Here is an 18,697-nt window from a genome sequence, read left to right as displayed (position 1 = left end):
TATAAATCAAAATAATTCAATTATGAACTTTTAGAACCTCTTGTAAGTGCTACCTTACCGGTCCTTGCCATTTCCTTGATTCCGAAAGGCTTCAGCAATGTCTGGATCGCCTTGATCTTATTGGAATCTCCGGTGACCTCAACTGTAACTGATTTTGAAGCAACGTCAATTATCCTTGCCCTGAAGATGTCCACGATCTGTATGATCTCTGAACGGTTGCTGTCATCGGAATTTACTTTTATGAGTGCCAGCTCCCTTTCAACAGATTCCTCTGAACCCAGGTCTGTAACTCGAATGACATCTATAAGCTTGTTAAGTTGCTTTGTGACCTGTTCAAGCACGTGGTCATCACCACGAACAACAATTGTCATTCTTGATATCGTTGGGTCTTCCGTGATTCCCACAGCAAGGCTGTCAATATTGAAACCACGTCGTGAAAAGAGCCCTGCAACCCTTGCCAGTACTCCATATTTGTTCTCTACCAGAACTGCAAGTGTGTGTTTCATTGTGTCTTCTCCAGATCAAGTATTTCGTTGATTGCTGCACCTGCTGGTACCATTGGTGATACATTCTCCTCTCGTTCAACGATGAAGTCGATGATAACAGGCCTGTTTGCTTCAATTGCCTTTTCAATTGCAGGTCTGACCTCTGATGGCTTTTCCACGCGAATTCCAAGTGCACCGTAGGCTTCTGCCAGCTTGACAAAGTCCACGCTGTCCTCTATGGTGGTGTGTGAGTAGCGGTGTTCGAAGAACAATGCCTGCCACTGCCTGACCATTCCAAGATATCCGTTGTTGAACAATGCGATGATGATCGGAATATCGTTCTGTACGATAGTTGCCATTTCCTGTGAGTTCATCTGGAACGAGCCGTCACCGGAAATATCGAATACGACCTTGTCAGGTCTTCCAAGCTTTGCACCGATAGCTGCCGGAAATCCGTATCCCATGGTTCCCAGTCCGCCTGAGGTTATGAATGTACGTGGCTCTTTGTACTTGAAGTACTGGGCAGCCCACATCTGGTGCTGTCCGACCTCTGTTACGACGATTGCATCAGGACATGCCTCATTGATCTGCTCAATGATGTACTGAGGCTTGATGACATCTTCCCTGTTGACGTAGTAGAGGGGGAAGTCCCGCTTCCATATGGCGATCTTGTCAAGCCACTCTTTTGTGTCACACTCATTGACATATGTCAGAAGCGACTTGAGAATATCTTTTGCATCTCCAACGATAGGTATGTCTACAGTGATATTCTTTGAGATCTCTGCCGGATCGATATCAATGTGGATGATCTTCGCATTTGGTGCAAATGACTGTAGCTTTCCGGTGACCCTGTCATCAAAACGTGCTCCGACAGCGATCAAAAGGTCTGATTCCTGTACTGCATAATTGGCGTACTTGGTACCATGCATTCCCAGCATCCCAAGGTAAAGGTCATTATCATTTGGGAATCCGCCTATACCGGTCAATGTACTTGTGACAGGTGCCTTGATCTTCTCAGCAAAGGCGAGTAGCTCCTTGCTTGCGTTTGATCCGATAACACCGCCACCTGCATAGATGACAGGTCTTGTTGATTTTGCTATAGCTGATGCAGCTCTTTTGACCTGCTGGGTGTTGCCTTTGTAGGTAGGCTTGTAACCGCGAAGCTCGACCTTATCAGGATATACAAAATCGATCACATCGGTCGTGACATCCTTAGGCATATCAATAAGTACAGGTCCCGGCCTGCCGGTGGAAGCAATATGGAATGCTTCCTTGATGATCCTTGGAAGGTCCTTTGCATCCTGTACAAGATAATTGTGTTTTGTTATAGGCATTGTAATGCCTGTGATGTTAGCTTCCTGGAAGGCATCGTTGCCTAACATTGAGCTTGGTACCTGTCCGGTGAAAGCTACCATTGGAATTGAATCCATGTATGCGTTTGCTATACCTGTGACAAGGTTTGTTGCTCCCGGGCCTGATGTTGCCAGGCAGACACCTACTTTACCTGTGGCTCTTGCATATCCTTCGGCTGCATGGACTGCTGCCTGCTCATGCCTGACAAGCAGATGGTGCAGGTGTGCATCATAGAGTTCATCATAGATAGGGAGCAGCACGCCGCCTGGATATCCGAATATAACATCGACATTTTCCCTGTACAGGCACTCGACGAATGCTCTTGCGCCTGTCATTCTTTCTGGTTTTCCGGTCATGCTATCTTTTCCTTTGATTGATCGGTAAGATATTATCAATATATGTTTAAGATCTTTGTTTTTCAGTTTGTTGTTTTTTATTATGGCTGCTCATTCCTGTATGTGAATGTTCAGTCCTGTATTAGCTGGTTGATCCCGTTAATGACGGCTTCCACAGAAGCCATGATTATGTCGGTACGTGCACCTCTTGAAGTGACCATCTTTCCTTCCTTTGAAAGTTTGACAAGTACTTCTACAAGTGCATCGGTTCCTCCGGTGATCGAATCCACATGATATTCTTCAAGATGAATATCTGCAACACCTGACACAGCCTTACGAATTCCTTCAAAGGTTGCATCCACAGGTCCGTCTCCGATTCCTGCTTCAACTACCTCTTTTCCATCAACTGTAAGTCTTACGGAAGCTGTTGGTATTGCCTTGTTACCTGAAACAACAGTGAATTCTTCGAGCTTGACCTTTGATTCGCGATATATATCAAGCACAGTCTCAGCGATTGTCTGGAGGTCAGCATCTGTGACACGTTTGCCATGGTCGCCCAATTCCTTGACACGGGCTACTATCTCGTTCAGTTGTGACTCATCAACATCAAGTCCCAGTTCTTTCAATGCAAGTGTTACAGAACTCTTCCCTGCATGCTTTCCAAGTACGATTTGCCTTTCACGTCCAATGCTCTCAGGAGTGATTGGCTCATATGTGGAAGTATCTGCCAGCAATCCATGTACGTGGATTCCGGCTTCATGGGTGAATGCATTACCACCAACAAGGGACTTGTTAGGTGCTACCGCGAGTCCGGTCAGACGGCTGACAAGCCTTGAGACCTTGTAAAGCTCATTGGTCTTGATGCCTGTGTCGTATTTGTATAGCCACTCAAGGGCCATTATGACCTCTTCAAGTGCTGTATTTCCTGCCCTTTCACCGATACCATTGATCGTCATATGTGCTTCTCTTGCACCGCCATTCAATGCTGCGATGGTGTTAGATACCGCAAGGCCGAAGTCATTATGGCAGTGAATGGCCACGGGTACATCGATAGCTGATGTGAGTTCTTTGAATATCTCGGTCGTCTTTTCCGGCACAAGCAATCCTACTGTGTCACAGAAACATACCCTGTCAGCACCGACTTCCACGCCTGCTTTGTACAGGTCCTTTAAGAAATCCAGATCTGCCCTGGATGCATCCTCTCCGCTAAGCTCCACTATAAGACCGTGGTCCTTTGCATACTCTGTGGTGCTTAATGCCATTTCCTTTAGTGCTTCCCTGTCCTTCTTGAGCTTTACACTGATGTGAAGGTCTGATACAGGTGCTACGAGGTGAATGGAATCCACATCGCATTCTAAGGCATAGTCCACATCCTGCTTCATGATGCGGCAGTAGCTACAGATCTCCGCGTCCAGCCCTTCAGCTGCCACAGCACGAATGGCTTCTCGCTCGCCTTCTGAAGTGATGGCTGAGCCTGCTTCGATGATGTCTACTCCCAGATCGTCAAGCTTGCGTGCGATCCAGACTTTCTCTTCTGTTTTCAGTGCGACACCAGGTGTCTGTTCACCGTCTCGTAAAGTTGTGTCCAAAAACCGGATATTTTCGAATAATGCAATCCCTCATTTGTATTTTTTGTATTTCAGCGAAATATGTCTTTTTTCGATCGTGATCTTATGATCATCATTTTAAGATTTATCACTAATAATCAAGATGTTATTTATAGATGCATGTCGCTGACTATAACAGCCAAAAGAATACTTCTATTGGTTTTAGTACTTTTGGTGTGGAGTTTGCATGATCCTGTCTCCCGTTCAGATCAATTATTGCTTTTGTACCTATTATGCATAGATGGTAAATTCAGACACCACAGGTTGATGAAATAAAACAAAATAAAACAAGAGATGCCAAAAAAGGCATCAGAAATACTTGTCAACATTAAGTACTGCTTTTGTGATAAGATCTGCACAGGCCTTAAGATCCTCAAGGGACAATACCTCAACAGGCGAATGAATGTATCTTGTAGGTACACTGATGGTGCTTGAAGGAATGCCTTCACGTGTCAGGTGTATTGCAGTAGCATCTGTGGTACCGCCACCGCCTACGTTGAGCTGGTATGGTATCTCATTTTCCTCAGCTGTCTCTTTCAGCCACTTCACTACATTTTTATCTGCAATGAGACCTCTTCCGGATGCATCAACAACTGTAATGACCGCACCTTTTCCCATCTCAAGTGCGGAATCCTTCTTTTCGATTCCTGGGTGATCTCCCGGGAATGTGACATCAACTGCTATTGCAACATCAGGGTTTAAGCCGAATGCGGATGTGCGTGCACCTTTGAGACCTACCTCTTCCTGCACGGTTCCTACAGCATGGATAGTTGCATTTACATCACTTTCGGATAACTGTTTCATTGCATCGATAAGCATTGCAACACCTGCACGGTTGTCAAAGGCTTTACATGTGACAATTCCGTTGGCAAGAGGGGTATAATCCCTGTCAATGGAAATGGCAGTTCCGACGTCCACTCCCATGTTCATGGCATCCTCTTTGTCCTTTGCACCTATGTCGATGAACATGTCCTCTGCCTTTACAGGTTGTTTCCTGTCTTCATCTTTCATGACATGCGGTGGCTTTGATCCGATAACTCCCGGAAGTGGTCCGTTGCTTCCGTGAACGACCACTCTCTGGCTGTGAAGTGTCTGGTCGAACCATCCTCCGATCTTAACAAAGCGCAGGAATCCGTTGTCATCGATGTACTGCACCATAAGTCCGATCTCATCCATGTGTGCTGCCAGCATGATGGTAGGGCCTTCCCCATTCTTTGTGGCAATAAGATTTCCCATCTTGTCGGTCTTTGTTTCATCAACAAATGGTTTTATTTCTTCTTCCATTATCTGTTTAACGTCATTCTCATATCCGGATATGCCGTGTGCATTGGATAACTTTTCAAGTAGCTTCTCTATTTCCATGGCTGATCGGTGGTAGATTGGTCTTTGAGGATATAAATGTTAGAGTAAGGTTGTTTTGATCTGGAGTTTCTTATACTGGTTTATATCTTGGTAGATTCAAACAAAACCCTAACAAAACGAAGAAAGATATATTAATTTTGAACTTCAAACTTAGATTATAGTTTAGATCACATTGCACTGATTATTAGAGATGTCTAATCAAATGGGGGTTGTTAGTTAATGAAGAAAATTACAGTCATAGGATCAGGAAATGTTGGCGCTACTACGGTTCAACGTCTCGCAGAACTTGAACTTGGGCATATTGTTATGACCGATGTTGTTGCTGGTCTTCCTGAAGGGAAAGCACTTGATATTATTGAGGCTGCTCCAGTTCTTGGATACGATGTTGACATCCTGGGCACAACAGATTATGCTGACATTGCAGGTTCTGATATTGTGATCATTACTGCAGGAATTGCCCGTAAAAAGGGAATGGTAAGGGACGACCTCATGAAGATCAATGCAAATATCGTAAAAGAGGTCTGTGAAAATATAGCAATATATGCACCGGAAGCCATAGTTATAACTGTCTCTAATCCTCTGGATATAATGACCTATGCAACACAGAAATATACCGGATTGGAAACGAATCGGGTATTTGGAATGAGTGGAGTACTGGATTCAAGCCGGTTTGCAGCATTCATTGCAATGGAACTTGGAATTTCAGTAAAGGACGTTTCTGCACTGGTACTTGGAGGACATGGAGATTCCATGGTCGCATTGCCGCAATACACTACAGTATCAGGAGTTCCGCTGCCAGAATTACTTCCTGAAGAAACGATCGATAGGCTGGTACAGCGCACTGTCAACGCCGGAACTGAAATTGTTGAATATCTTAAGACTGGCAGTTCTTTCTATGCCCCGGCAGCAGCCATTGCAGCCATGGTAGAATCCGTAATTAATGACCAGAAACGAGTTCTTCCTGCAGCCGCTTACTTGCAGGGAGAATATGGTGAGAATGGCCTGTATTTAGGAGTGCCTGTTATTTTAGGTAAGAACGGAGTGGAAAAGGTCATCGAGCTTGAATTGACCGAAAACCAGCAGCAGGCATTTTCAAGGTCTGCTATGTCTGTACGCGAGGGGATTGCAAAATTAAAACTGTGATATCTATGGATATCTGATCAATTACATATTCGATCATCTGTGGTCAATTTGAACTTATCAGTTGTTCAGATCGTCTGACATCCATCAACAGATATTACCTGGCCACTGATGTAATTCCCAAGATCTGAGCTTAAAAACAGAACCACTTTTGCAACATCCTCTGGGTTACCACTTCGACCAAGAGCTATGTTTGCTATCAATTTTTCGCGAACTTCTTCTTTTACATCTCTGGTCAGATCAGTTTCAATGAAACCTGGTGCAATAGCATTAACAGTAATTCCATATCTGCCAAGTTCTTTTGCTGCAGACTTTGTAAATCCGATTACCCCTGCTTTGCTTGCCGAATATACTGTTTGGCCTGCATTTCCGTTTAAGCCTATCACCGATGAGAGATTAATTATCTTTCCTGATCTTTTTCTTCTCATAATGTTTGAGGCGTATCGACTACATAGAAAGGTTCCTTTTAAATTAACATCGATAGTCTGATCGAATAACTCAGTACTTGTCATCGCCAACAGATTACTTTTCAATATTCCGGCATTGTTAACAAGGACATCAAGTTTGGAATATCGCTCTTTAATCAACTCAAACATTTCTTTGACTTCATTCTCAACAGAAACATCTGCTTTTATCATGGTAGCATGAAGTCCTTTCTCAGTAATATTATCTACAAGTTCAGCTGCTTTATCTTCACTTTCTTTGTAGTTAATAATTACGTGTGCATGGTTCTCTGCTGCCAATAAAGCTGTAGCTCTTCCAATCCCGCGGCTGGCTCCTGTGATCAGTACGACTTTATCTTTGAGCATGTTTTCCTTCCTTCCTCTCTTTCTTTGAATAGTTCAAGTTTGAACCATCATAATCCGATATCTTTAGCTTTGATATTTTTAGCTTTATGCGGGATCAGTTATCAAGATAACAAATAGGAGGCGCTGATGTGATGTATTTGGAAGCACTCTTTATTTTGTCAATGCCTCTTTTTACGTTGTTTATCTTTTCTTCTGACAGTTCTGTATTCTTTTCAATTATTTCCATGGGCAGGTCATGTTCCTGTGAATATAACAGCTGGTCCATGACATGTATGGGCATACGCCAGAAGAAGTCCTCATCAGACGTGAAGCTACTCCACGTATCAGCGCTTGGTGGCCTTTCTATTATTTCCTTGTCTATGCCAAGGAAATTTGCCAATGCATAGACCTGGGTCTTGTAACAGTCTGACAGAGGTTCGATATCCACTCCACCATCCCCATATTTCACGAACTGACCCAGAAGATATTCGGTCTTATTAGTGGTACCACACACAAGATAATTATTCTTTTCCGCGTATAGATACTGGATCATCATTCTTGATCTTTGTTTTACATTCTGGATGCCGATTAGTTCGAGATAGTCCTTTGCTTTCAATCTGTTCTTTGCAACCACTTCATCATCTTTTACCAGCCTTATGGATGGAATGGTCAACATATCATTCTCTAAGAGACTGGGCAGGACCAGTGAGGTCTTATGGATATTCGGATCATATTCCGGACAGGTTCTCTTTATTATCTGATCCTTTTTACTGTATGTGTCAAGTGCTTGCAATATTGGGGTAATCGGGACTTCTTCATAGGAAACATCCATTGATTCACAAAGTCTTGCTCCAAGTTCTTTGCTGGATGCAGCTGATTCCTCTTCAGGAAGTATTAATCCGTAAACATTCTCCTTACCTACGGCCTGAACTGCCAGTGCAAGTATAACCGCAGAATCAATTCCACCTGAAACTCCTACGACAATCCCCTTTTTCTTAAAGTCCTTTACTCTATCTTCAATGAATGTCCTGATCTGAGATGCGTTCTTTTCTGCATCTTTGTTTAGTTCATCAATTATTTTCATAATGTCCCCCTCTGGAATAATTTGCACGATGTGATGTTGTCTGGTTTAGAATATTGATACGTCCCCATTTGTATGGAAGTTTATTCCAGGTCCATTTCAAGTTTCTTTGCAGCCATTTCTATCAATGGCTCTGACAATTCTTTATGCAATTTCTCCAGTCCTTCTTCCCGGGTCATATCCCCGCTTCTCACAAGGCCTGCTATGTCGAAAGCGTATGGATGGATATCATATTTATTGATATGATTCTGACAGGCAAATGCATTTAAAAGGCAGTTTGTTGAATTACTGTCATTGATCTTTGGAGGCATCCATCCGAGATCAATTAGCTTCTCCACGATCTTCTCTTCATTATAATCCCACAGGCACATTGGGTGTAAAATAACTGGAGTAGCGTCTTTATCGATGCTTTTTATAATCTCATTTTTTAGAAGGAAACTCTCATCCCTGTCTTCTACACCTATATTTTGGAGCTGCTTCTCAAAAAGATCCCGGGACCACTTTATGAAACTGGGCTTAAGGTCAATTATGGGATTAGGGGCCTGGCCTGATGTGAAAGCAAAAACAATGAATGGTGCTTTATGAATAATTGCCTGTTCTATCAGCTTCTGTTTGATGATACTAATGCATGTGTTGCAGATATCACTGGCTCGATATCTGGCAAATTTTGAATATGCATTGGTAGATCCGGCTGCTTTTCGAAAAGTATCGCAAAGTGCTTCTTCTTTCATTGTCAGCTTAAAAAAGTCGCAGCCAACGATCTCACACATCTTTTTTGCATTAGCGACAGCAGCTTCTGAAATGAAGGCATTATCAAACTGAATTGCAAGGATGTTAAGGAATGGATACTCCTTTTTCAGCTTATAGAGTCCATATGAGGAGTCTTTTCCACCGGAAAGTGCAAAAATAACATCATATTCTCCTTTTCCACTGTTTTCTTCAAGCATTTTTCCTATGATTTCCAAATATTCCTTCTTTTCATCAGGAGATATGGGTTTATAGCTCTCACAGAACTGGCAAAGGCCACTTTCCTCGTTTATTGTTATACCAGGAATGTCTGAATCTAAAATACATTTCTTACATGTTAGCTTTGACATTTTGATACTCCTCTATTATAGACCTGTTAGATATTTTTCCACTTTTACTCAGTGGCAAGTTCTCGATAAGAATTATTTCCAGTGGACACAGGAAACCAGGCAGATTTTTCCTGCAAAAAGAATATAATGCTTCAACTTCTGTATCCTGAGTTGGGATCACCATTAGACTGATCGCATTTCCAAGGTACTCGTGATCGACCGGGACGATGAATACGTCTGAAACTTCATTATTTTTCCCAATATATTTTTCAACTTCTCTTGGATTTATGCGATGATCAGCAACTTTGATCAGGTCATCCTTACGACCTAATAATTTAAAGTAACCATTTGGCAACTTTTTTGCCAGGTCGCCGGTGTACATCCAGCCGTCGATAACTTTTTTACTGGTAGCTTCTTCGTCATTAAGATAACCTATCAGTATGTTGTTTCCCCTGGCGATCAATTCTCCTGTAACGCCGGGTTCAACTGGTTTTTTGTTATCATCAACCACATCAAGTTCAACACCTGGGATAGGTCTGCCTATCGCATCAGGGTATTTTTCCAGGTCTTTGGATGGGAGGTAGGAAAGTCTTGCTGTTGCTTCCGTCTGTCCATACATTGGTATTATTTCGATCCTATCATTCAACTGCTTGATCTGATCTATAATTTCGACTTCCATAGCACCACCTGCAGATGCAGCAAGTCGGACGTTCCTGAATGATCTCTGGAAGCTGGAAGGATATTTTAGAAGAATGCGGTAGGTACTTGGAACCCCATAAAATATAGTTACTCCCGATTCTACAAGTTTAAAGGTTGATTCTAGAAAAGTAAGGCTACCTATCTTAATAGAACCACCTGCAACCAACTGGGAATTTATTATTGAGTTTCCAAAAGCATGGTGTGGAGATATTACTTGTGCAGCTTTGTCTTTTGGTGTTATGCTAAGTACTTCTATTATGGAATTTGCATTTGCTATTAGATTTTCATCACTTAACATGACTCCTTTTGGAGCTCCTGTAGTGCCGGATGTGTACATTACAAGTCGTAGTTGATCATTATTGGTTTCACTGATAACATTTTTGCGCAAAGAATTCACAGAGGAATCCTTTGAAATGTGGATTATGGTAGTGAAGTCTTCAAAGAAGTTGCCTTCAAATCTCGAATATTGCTGTTCGGTGACAATAATATTATTGATCTGGTTAGCATTAAGTATCTCTCTAATATTAGATTCTGTCAGTTCCACTGGGAGGGGTACAGCGATGTTATTCGATCGGTAAACTGCCATTAGGGCCTGAATATATTCTATACCTGATTCGGCAAAGATCGCAAATTTGCAATGATCAAAATCATCAATTTCTGCTGTTATAGTGTTTATAGCTTCATCAAGAAGACTATAAGATATTGATCTGTCCTTCTCTTCCAGTGCAGTTTTTTGAGGAGCTTCTTTAGCATGTTTTGCAATATATTCATCAATTCTCATAACATCACTTTGTCAATTTTTGGACAAGTTTTACAATTCCGTTGATTGAATCAAAATTATCTGGAGTTAATAGGTCTTCAGGAATCTCAATGGAATACTTTTCAGAAATAAAATCTATGAATTCGATCAATCCAATTGAGTCTATGATTCCTTTCATTGTTAAAGAATCATCATCGTTCAATTGTGTATTACTGTCCATAAAAGACTTATTTTGCAAATATCTCGTTATATCTTCTTTAATTTCATCCATGCTTGTCAACCCACTCAAATTATTTATTATTTAAATAGCTATAATTATGTAGCATTGATTCAACAAATCCACGTAGTATGAGCATAAGGAATACTCTATGCTTCATAGCTGTTTGAACTACTTCCCCATAAACAAAATAACTTCAATCGTATATAAGATATTCTTATAGCAAACAATTTCTTCTATCTGCCAATGATTTATCTCTACTATCGAATTAGGTAGCCATTTATCAAAATTTATTGATTTATATATAATAAGTTTATACATTTTAAGAGTCATTTCGCTATTTAAGTGATAATGCTCTTTTGGAAATGGCATATATTGATCTTGTTATTTTTTGAAGCAAAAGCAACAGATAATACATATCTGTTATTTATGACAAGTTCTTGATGATAGATGTCATTGAAGTCAATTTCTTTATTCAAACATGCTAGCATACTCTGATCTGTCAGTTTACAATATGCTTCCCTCAATGTCCAATTTTTCAGTGTATCAACATTGTCTTTTTGAAGCATATCTCTTTTAGCTTCTGTATTCCGCAAAATTTCCGCAAAATTTCTTAAATGTATCGTTCTTATATATTCAATATCAATTCCTGTTTTCGTTTTTGATATCGAAATAGCAATAAGACTGTTGGTGTATGAGATACAGATAAAAATATCGTCATGTTTGTGTACGCACACACGCCCGCTATCATTTCGATAGAGAGATATATCTAATAACGATTTTTTTTTAAGTATGTGCTAAAGAATAAATTTAAGGGACGACCGAGATGCAATGAACCTTTTTTTAAAATAATTTGTTTTAAGTGTGTTCAGATATTCTTTTTCATCGCTGCTTAGATCTGATAACTCTAATTGATCATCCATTTCCAGATCGATCAAAAAAATAAGAGCATCGTTAGTGTCCCATGCTTCATGGATCGATATAGGAGGCGGAGAAGCTAACGACAGTAATGTTTTAATGACCATGAAATTACCTTTTGGTTTATAGTGGTAACAAAGAGCATAGCAGGCAATGATCAGGTTTGTAAATCTCTATGGTTCAAGTTAGGTTAGCAGGTATCGATCCATTTCTTTATGATATCGTTGTGAACGAATATCCTTATGTCTCTGATTAATTTTAAGCTAGTTATGTGATCTCACAGTTGGTTGTTGTTACATTAGTTTTTGTGACTATAAGTATTTTTACAAGGCTATGGTTCGAGGTCATTCTGGAAAATTCTCTTTTGAAAATGCATCCTTTTATATGCACAAACCTTTATTCAATCATATTATATATGACTATTATAAACATCTCATAATAATGATTGTAATGACATATTTGTTTTTTTCATAATGTTTTTATAGTACCAACACCTTTTGAAATATGGGGATTTTGGATTTTGGTGATTAGAATCAAGTCAGTATGACTCATCAAATGCATTTCAAAATAAAGGAAAAAACATGTCTAGCATAAAAATGATCTTGATAGTAGCAACTATAATCACATTGCTAGTAGGTCTAACTAATGTTTCTGCAGCTGCCTCAGATGTAACTTTAAATCCATCATCGCAGGCCATTGCACCGGGGGAAACTTTCACAGTCGATATCTTTGTTTCTCCTGATGTTGATATTGCAGGGATACAGTTCGATTTGCTTTTTGATAGTTCTCAGTTCCAAATATCAGATGTGAGTGAAGGAAGCCTGTTCAAACAAAGTGGTATGGATACATTTTTTGTTTCAGGTTCTGTAAATTCAGGTTCTATAAATGATGCGTATGGTTGCATTCTCGGTGCTTCAGATGTAGCAACACCAGCAACTTTTGCTACCATCACGTTAACCGCAACTGAACAGGCAAATGGAAAATCAGAATTAGTCCTGAAAGATGTTATAATAAGTGATCCGGAAGGTAATTCTGTGGATCTTGAATTAACAAATACAGTGATATCAGTCTTGATTTTTGATATAAATCAGGATAATGTGGTTAACTTTGACGATTATGGTCTGGTTGAACAACATTTCGATGAAACCACCTCATATCCTTATCCTCTATGGGATGTAAATCAGGACAATATTGTAAATGTCCTTGATATGATGTTGGTATTGTCACATATGGAATGATTAATGGTGAGGTGTACTGATGGAAAAGTATATTTTCATCTCTGGAATAAGTAAATTTTATTCCTTACTATTTTTTTATTTGTTTACTATTATCTTCCTTAGTGGCATTGCCGTTGCCAGTACAACCGTAAGCATAATGCCTATTTCTCAATCAGTAGATGAAGGACAGAACTTTTCAGTGGGTGTATATCTGGATCCTGATAATCCGGTTGCTGGTGTCCAGTTCGACTTGTCTTATGATAATGAACTTGTAAAGGTTGTTCAGGTCTCAGAAGGTGAATTCTTAAGACAGGAAGGTGTTCTTGTCTGGTTCAATCCCGGTAAGATCGAAAGTTCAAATGGGAATATTAATTCTGTGTATGGCCTGATACTTGACAAGACAAGCGTTACAGAACCGGGATATTTTGCTATCATCCAGATGACCGGTGGCAATAGATCCGGTATAAGTTCTCTGGAGCTCTCTAATGTTGTAGTTAGTGATACTCAAGGGCAGATCATACCGATAGATGTCGTCGATGGATCAGTTTCTATCGGAGCTGCTACAGCTTCATCTACTAGATCTAAGACAAGTGACAAGGATGATCCTGAATCTGGTATAATTACGACCACAAGCGGATCCTATCAGGAATTTGAGATGATGGAGAGATCTACTCAGGCTGTGTATCTTGGCTCTCAGGTTTCCTATCAGTTCGATAAGCCTGAAAATCCCATTATTTATATCAATTATGAATCTCTCACAAATGCCGGCAACGTGATCGCAACGATCGAAGTCCTTAATGCACCTTCTCGTTTTGTTTCGTCTGATCCTCCCGGAATTGTCTACAAGAATGTGAATATCTGGCTGGGGAAGCCCGGGTATGGCACAGAAGAGGATATTAAAGATGCAGTTATCGGCTTCAGGGTTGACAATTCATGGTTTGAAGACAACCGCATATCTGATAACTCTGTAATGTTATATCGTTATGAACAGGACACCTGGATACCTCTTCCAACAACGAAGATCAGTGAGACAAGCAGTTATGTTAATTTTAAATCTAAAACGACTGAATTTTCTCCATTTGTGATCGTAGGAGATATTTCAGAAGAGGTCATTGCGGAAGTAGCAGAAGTTGATGAGCTTCCTGAAGAAGATAATAATCTTGATCAGAATGTAGGTCTAATACTAGTTTTATCACTGTTAGCACTACTGTTTGCCAGAAGGAGATAAATTGCAGTTGTTTCTGTATATACCTTCTTCACTTTTTCCTTCTTTTATATTTTATTCAGCTCTATGTTTTCCTAACCTTATCCATTAGCTTTAATTCACTTGGGAAAGGACTTTTATGCAATATTCAATTCAGTAGTTTCAAATAACATTTTTGATAAATGAGTTTAACAACGATTACCTATCTTTAATCGAGGCACCGATATGCTTGAAAGACTAATTCCTAAACAGAGGGCAACTTCCACCCGTCTTGGAGGGATCCTGATCCTTGTAGGTGAGACCATGTTCCTGTTCTCGATCCTGAATTTTATGATGATCACCCGGCTTCAGTATTACAGTTCCGGTGATTCGTTTGCCAGAACGATCTTTCCGGAATATTATTTCTTCCTTTTATCAATGTTCATCGTAGCTTTCATAGGGATGTGGCTTACCTATGTTTATATTTTTCCGAGCAAACAGAAGTTCTCCCAGGAGCAGGCGGTAAAGGATGACAGGAGTCCCATGTATAACCGCCTGGTGCAGATGCATGATGAAATGCGTGAGATGCAGTCCATGGTAAAGGAGTTGCAGGAAAAGGTAGATAGCTTAAGCAAAGAAGGACAGAAATAATAATGACGATAACGGTCGAACCTGTGATCAATGAGCCTGCACTCTTAGTTTCAGGCGATACAAAGGCTCTTGTACTGGCAGATATCCATCTTGGAATCGAATGGGACCTTTACAGGAGTGGTTTTTCCATACCAAGCCAGATAGAGCAGCGACTTGAACGTATCATGAAACTTGTAGAGCAGGAGAAGCCAGACCGAATCGTGCTGCTTGGTGATGTAAAACATAACGTGCCACAGGTCTCCTGGCAGGAACGTGATGAGATCCCGTATTTTATTTGCAGTCTTGCAGAGAAGGCCATTGTTGATATCTTCCCCGGAAACCATGACGGTGGGATCGAGTTTCTCCTTCCTTCGGACAGTGATGTAAATGTCTATTCAGCTCGTGGTGATGTGATCGATGGTGTCGGTTATTTTCATGGTCACACGTGGCCATCGGTGGAATTGTTGTCTGCTGAGCATGTGATCGTTGCTCATAACCACCCAACAGTGCGGTTCACGGATGCTATGGGTTACTCGGTGGTGGAGCAGGTATGGATAAGGGCAAGACTTGAAAGGGAAGTACTTGCAGCCCACTTCAAGAGTGCTGACCTCTCTCCGGAAAGTGATGCCTGGTCTGATCCTGATGTAGTAGTGGTTCCGGCTTTCAACGAACTTTGTGGCGGAGTGGCTTTCAATGAGTCCGTACGTGACGACCTTTTAGGACCGATATTTTCATCTGGTGCACTCGACATTGATAATTCTGATATCTATCTGCTGGACGGTACGTATCTGGGAATACTGAAGAATATCAGGAAACTGGAGGAAACCCGTTCCGATCGAAGCAGAAATCGTAGAAGTAAGAAAAAGAAAACTAAAAATGAAAACAATAAAAGCAGCAGTATTGGGTCAAAAGAGAATAAGCAAAAGGGCAATTCCACAAAGAAAACCTCAAAGGAGACTGGAAAATGAGCTTTGGAAACCAATTTGATGTTTTTCATCCTGCCATTCAGGAAACCCTTGTGAAAATGGGTTTCACTGCTCCCACCAAACCACAGAATATGTGTTTCCCACATATCCTTGCAGGGGAGCATACATTCCTGATCGCACCCACAGGCTCCGGAAAGACTGAATCTGCAGTTCTTCCGATGTTCGATCACATTCTTCGCAAAAGTGAAGAAGGGCGCACAGGTATTTCTGCTCTTTATATAACGCCACTGCGTGCGCTCAACCGTGATATGCTCACACGTATCCAGACATGGGGTAAAGAGTTAGGGATAACCGTACAGGTGCGCCATGGGGATACTACTCCTTATCAGAGGCAGAAACAATCCAAGAACCCTCCTGACCTACTGATAACAACTCCTGAAACACTTCAGGCAATGTTCACAGGTTCCCGGCTTCGGAAGAACCTCGAGTGTGTCAGTTATGTTGTCGTGGATGAGATCCATGAACTTGCATCATCCAAAAGGGGTGCACAGCTTTCCGTGGGACTTGAAAGGCTTGTGGAGATATCCGGTGAGTTTCTGAGGGTAGGGCTTTCAGCCACCGTGGGTAATCCTGATGTTGTCTCTCAATTCCTTGTAGGTTCAGGCAGGGACGTATCCGTTGTACAGGTTTCCATGATAAGCCTGCTGGAATTCAATGTTATCAGTCCGCAGGTTACCGATGAAGATGTTGAGCTTGGGAGAAAGATCGGCTGTGAGCCGGAGTTTGCATCTCATCTGCGTTGTATACGTGAGATCGTGGAGGGTCACTTATCAACTCTTATTTTCGTTAATACAAGACAAAGTGCCGAAGCCCTTGCATCGGGTTTTAAGATACTGGAAGCTTCAATAGGGGTACATCACGGTTCCCTTTCTGTGGATGCACGTATCGAGGCTGAAGAATCGTTCAAGGCAGGCGATATAAAAGGACTGATATGTACTTCATCAATGGAGCTTGGTATTGATATCGGTAAAGTTGACCACGTTGTCCAGTATGGTTCTCCGAGACAGGTCTCGCGCCTGCTCCAGCGTGTAGGACGTGCAGGACACAGGATACACGAGGTTTCCAGGGGTACGATCCTTGCAATGGGCTCCGATGACATTGTGGAGAGTATGGCGATTACAAAGGCTGCAATGGAAGGCAAAGTTGAGAATATAATTCCCCACAGTGGTTCCCTAGATGTTGTGGCAAACCAGATATCCGGAATGGTGATCGATTTTGGTGATGTTGAGATAAAGAAGATCCATTCCATACTAAGACGGACCTATCCTTTCAGGGATCTTTCCATAGAGCAGCTTGAACGTGTCGTTGAACAGGTTACAGACTACCGCATGGTCTGGCGTGATGAGGGTTCCAGTAGCATTAGCAGGCGAAAGAAGAGCTGGCAATATTACTACGAAAATCTTTCAATGATCCCTGATGAAAGGAAGTTCGAGATCTACGATATTGTCTCCGGCAGGTCAGTGGGAATGCTGGATGAGGCTTTTGTTGTTAATTTTGCATCTCCCGGTGCAGTTTTTATTACCAAGGGTGACATGTGGCGTGTCATTGAGATGAACACCGATCGTGACCGGATAAAAGTGGAGCCTGTCAAGACCATGGGTGAGATCCCAAGCTGGGTTGGTGAGGAGATCCCGGTCCCGTTCGAAGTTGCACAGCAGGTTGGTCGCATTCGTTTCAGGGTATCGTTCCTGATACACGATGGGAAAAGTGATGAGGAGATCGTTGAAGCACTGATGGAAGAATATCCTGTTGATATTCACAGTGCACTTGCAGTCATAGAGCTCATAAAAGAACACATCTCAAAGGGTTATCCGCTTCCTGATAATGATACGATCGTAATTGAGGATGAAGGCGAAGCTGTCATAATCAATTCATGTTTCGGGCACACTACCAATGAGACCATTGGGAAAGTGATAACTTCCCTTCTTGCTGCACGTTTTGGAAGCAGTGTGAGTCAGGAGATCGATCCTTACAGGATAAGGATGCAGCTCCCGAGGCGTATGAAGGCTTTGCATATTCAGGAAATGATCTACGAGATCCAGCCGGAGCACATTGAGCCGATCATTGAGATGACTCTGAAGAACACTTCTGTGATGAAATGGAAGATGGTTCATGTGGCACGGAAGTTCGGTGCATTGAGCAAGGATATTGATTATGATCGCATCAGCATGAAAAAACTGCTCGAGATCTACAAGGACACTTCCATGTATGATGAGGTCATGCGTGAGATCTTCCACAACATGCTGGATGTGGACCGGGCAAGGGATGTTCTTTCGCGCATAGCTTCAGAGGAGATGGTCATACTGGTCAGCCCTATGCCAACACCCATTGGTTCTGCAGGATTTGCAATGCGACGTGATCTTGTAGCTCCGGAGAAAGCCGACAGGTCCATTGTCCTTGCTCTGAAGGACAGGATCATGCACGATCGGATCATATTATTCTGTGTGCATTGCAAGAAATGGGTGTCACGTCGGAAGGTTATGAACGTTCCAGATGAGATCCAGTGCCCGGTGTGTGATTCCAGAATGGTGGCTGCCCTTAAACCGTGGGAAGAGGAAGAGATCAAGCTTGTCCGTAAGCAGGATAAGGTAACTGCAAAGGAAGATGTGAAGCGCATTCAGCGGGTATATCGAAATGCCGGCATCGTGATGGGTAACGGAAAGCTTGCGGTCATAGCTCTTGCAAGTCGTGGTATTGGTCCTGATACCGCTTCACGTGTGATCGAAAAGATGCGTGTGGATGAGGAAACCTTCTACAGGGATATCATGGCTGCAGAAAGGAACTATGCCAAGAACAAGCAGTTCTGGAAGTGAAAATCAGGGTTCTATGGCGCAATTCTCTTATACTTTGTACATCCAAG

The 18,697-nt window shown here is 41.8% G+C and carries 16 protein-coding genes; 6 read left to right on the top strand and 10 right to left on the bottom strand.

Annotated features, from left to right (window positions below):
* Positions 1–20: 20 nt before the first annotated feature.
* The 4 genes from ilvN to J7W08_RS05620 all read right to left on the bottom strand — a co-directional run bounded on the left by ilvN (position 21) and on the right by J7W08_RS05620 (position 5,142).
* Positions 21–506, bottom strand: a complete 486-nt coding sequence (gene ilvN / locus J7W08_RS05635) for an acetolactate synthase small subunit (protein WP_233085650.1) — start codon at positions 504–506, stop codon at positions 21–23.
* Entirely contained in the window at positions 503–2,194 is a 1,692-nt protein-coding gene (locus J7W08_RS05630; RefSeq protein WP_233085649.1) for an acetolactate synthase large subunit, read from the bottom strand. The genes ilvN and J7W08_RS05630 overlap by 4 nt, the downstream gene beginning before the upstream one ends.
* 110 nt (positions 2,195–2,304) lie before the next feature.
* Positions 2,305–3,789: a (R)-citramalate synthase gene (locus J7W08_RS05625; RefSeq protein WP_259370134.1), complete on the bottom strand. Its 1,485-nt coding sequence runs from the start codon at positions 3,787–3,789 to the stop codon at positions 2,305–2,307.
* Between the two features lie 300 nt (positions 3,790–4,089).
* Positions 4,090–5,142 (bottom strand): M42 family metallopeptidase, encoded by a 1,053-nt coding sequence (locus J7W08_RS05620; protein ID WP_233085647.1) that lies wholly within the window; start codon positions 5,140–5,142, stop codon positions 4,090–4,092.
* 219 nt (positions 5,143–5,361) lie between these two features.
* Here J7W08_RS05620 and mdh point away from each other — a divergent pair, with 219 nt between their 5' ends.
* The gene (gene mdh / locus J7W08_RS05615; protein WP_233085646.1) at positions 5,362–6,285 is read left to right on the top strand and encodes a malate dehydrogenase; all 924 of its coding nucleotides are present in this window, start codon (positions 5,362–5,364) and stop codon (positions 6,283–6,285) included.
* Between the two features lie 65 nt (positions 6,286–6,350).
* On the opposite strand, the gene J7W08_RS05610 is transcribed toward mdh, so the two are convergent.
* The 6 genes from J7W08_RS05610 to J7W08_RS12315 all read right to left on the bottom strand — a co-directional run bounded on the left by J7W08_RS05610 (position 6,351) and on the right by J7W08_RS12315 (position 11,640).
* Positions 6,351–7,091 (bottom strand): 3-oxoacyl-ACP reductase family protein, encoded by a 741-nt coding sequence (locus tag J7W08_RS05610; protein ID WP_233085645.1) that lies wholly within the window; start codon positions 7,089–7,091, stop codon positions 6,351–6,353.
* A gap of 94 nt (positions 7,092–7,185) precedes the next feature.
* Positions 7,186–8,154, bottom strand: a complete 969-nt coding sequence (nadE, locus tag J7W08_RS05605) for an NAD(+) synthase (protein ID WP_310742511.1) — start codon at positions 8,152–8,154, stop codon at positions 7,186–7,188.
* Positions 8,155–8,234: 80 nt separating this feature from the next.
* Positions 8,235–9,248, bottom strand: coding sequence for an adenine nucleotide alpha hydrolase family protein (locus J7W08_RS05600; RefSeq protein WP_233085644.1), 1,014 nt, complete (start codon positions 9,246–9,248; stop codon positions 8,235–8,237).
* Positions 9,229–10,707, bottom strand: coding sequence for a class I adenylate-forming enzyme family protein (locus tag J7W08_RS05595; protein WP_233085643.1), 1,479 nt, complete (start codon positions 10,705–10,707; stop codon positions 9,229–9,231). The genes J7W08_RS05600 and J7W08_RS05595 overlap by 20 nt, the downstream gene beginning before the upstream one ends.
* A 4-nt stretch (positions 10,708–10,711) precedes the next feature.
* Positions 10,712–10,957, bottom strand: a complete 246-nt coding sequence (locus J7W08_RS05590) for an acyl carrier protein (protein WP_233085642.1) — start codon at positions 10,955–10,957, stop codon at positions 10,712–10,714.
* Between the two features lie 287 nt (positions 10,958–11,244).
* Positions 11,245–11,640, bottom strand: coding sequence for a 4'-phosphopantetheinyl transferase superfamily protein (locus tag J7W08_RS12315; RefSeq protein ID WP_375141062.1), 396 nt, complete (start codon positions 11,638–11,640; stop codon positions 11,245–11,247).
* A gap of 762 nt (positions 11,641–12,402) precedes the next feature.
* Here J7W08_RS12315 and J7W08_RS05585 point away from each other — a divergent pair.
* From J7W08_RS05585 to J7W08_RS05565, 5 genes are all read left to right on the top strand, one after another.
* Positions 12,403–13,059: a cohesin domain-containing protein gene (locus tag J7W08_RS05585; RefSeq protein ID WP_233085641.1), complete on the top strand. Its 657-nt coding sequence runs from the start codon at positions 12,403–12,405 to the stop codon at positions 13,057–13,059.
* A 79-nt stretch (positions 13,060–13,138) separates the two neighbouring features.
* On the top strand, positions 13,139–14,266 hold the full coding sequence (locus J7W08_RS05580) for a PGF-pre-PGF domain-containing protein (protein ID WP_233085640.1): 1,128 nt from the start codon (positions 13,139–13,141) through the stop codon (positions 14,264–14,266).
* A gap of 201 nt (positions 14,267–14,467) precedes the next feature.
* A complete protein-coding gene (locus J7W08_RS05575) occupies positions 14,468–14,872 on the top strand; it encodes a hypothetical protein (RefSeq protein WP_233085639.1) in 405 nt (134 codons plus the stop codon).
* A gap of 2 nt (positions 14,873–14,874) precedes the next feature.
* Positions 14,875–15,819: a metallophosphoesterase gene (locus J7W08_RS05570; protein ID WP_233085638.1), complete on the top strand. Its 945-nt coding sequence runs from the start codon at positions 14,875–14,877 to the stop codon at positions 15,817–15,819.
* On the top strand, positions 15,816–18,650 hold the full coding sequence (locus tag J7W08_RS05565; protein ID WP_233085637.1) for a DEAD/DEAH box helicase: 2,835 nt from the start codon (positions 15,816–15,818) through the stop codon (positions 18,648–18,650). Before J7W08_RS05570 ends, J7W08_RS05565 begins: the two co-directional genes overlap by 4 nt.
* The last annotated feature ends 47 nt before the right edge of the window (positions 18,651–18,697 follow it).

Source organism: Methanococcoides orientis, from assembly GCF_021184045.1.
GTDB lineage: Archaea > Halobacteriota > Methanosarcinia > Methanosarcinales > Methanosarcinaceae > Methanococcoides > Methanococcoides orientis.
The sequence above is the reverse complement of the archived record's forward strand: the minus strand, read 5'-3'. Positions and strand labels throughout refer to the sequence as shown.

Excerpts from the sequence above, each read along its gene's own strand:
- ilvN (WP_233085650.1), bottom strand. The coding sequence starts at position 506 with ATGAAACACACACTTGCAGTTCTGGTAGAGAACAAATATGGAGTACTG.
- J7W08_RS05630 (WP_233085649.1), bottom strand. The coding sequence starts at position 2,194 with ATGACCGGAAAACCAGAAAGAATGACAGGCGCAAGAGCATTCGTCGAG.
- J7W08_RS05620 (WP_233085647.1), bottom strand. The coding sequence starts at position 5,142 with ATGGAAATAGAGAAGCTACTTGAAAAGTTATCCAATGCACACGGCATA.
- mdh (WP_233085646.1), top strand. The coding sequence starts at position 5,362 with ATGAAGAAAATTACAGTCATAGGATCAGGAAATGTTGGCGCTACTACG.
- J7W08_RS05610 (WP_233085645.1), bottom strand. The coding sequence starts at position 7,091 with ATGCTCAAAGATAAAGTCGTACTGATCACAGGAGCCAGCCGCGGGATT.
- nadE (WP_310742511.1), bottom strand. The coding sequence starts at position 8,154 with ATGAAAATAATTGATGAACTAAACAAAGATGCAGAAAAGAACGCATCT.
- J7W08_RS05600 (WP_233085644.1), bottom strand. The coding sequence starts at position 9,248 with ATGTCAAAGCTAACATGTAAGAAATGTATTTTAGATTCAGACATTCCT.
- J7W08_RS05595 (WP_233085643.1), bottom strand. The coding sequence starts at position 10,707 with ATGAGAATTGATGAATATATTGCAAAACATGCTAAAGAAGCTCCTCAA.
- J7W08_RS05590 (WP_233085642.1), bottom strand. The coding sequence starts at position 10,957 with ATGGATGAAATTAAAGAAGATATAACGAGATATTTGCAAAATAAGTCT.
- J7W08_RS05585 (WP_233085641.1), top strand. The coding sequence starts at position 12,403 with ATGTCTAGCATAAAAATGATCTTGATAGTAGCAACTATAATCACATTG.
- J7W08_RS05575 (WP_233085639.1), top strand. The coding sequence starts at position 14,468 with ATGCTTGAAAGACTAATTCCTAAACAGAGGGCAACTTCCACCCGTCTT.
- J7W08_RS05570 (WP_233085638.1), top strand. The coding sequence starts at position 14,875 with ATGACGATAACGGTCGAACCTGTGATCAATGAGCCTGCACTCTTAGTT.
- J7W08_RS05565 (WP_233085637.1), top strand. The coding sequence starts at position 15,816 with ATGAGCTTTGGAAACCAATTTGATGTTTTTCATCCTGCCATTCAGGAA.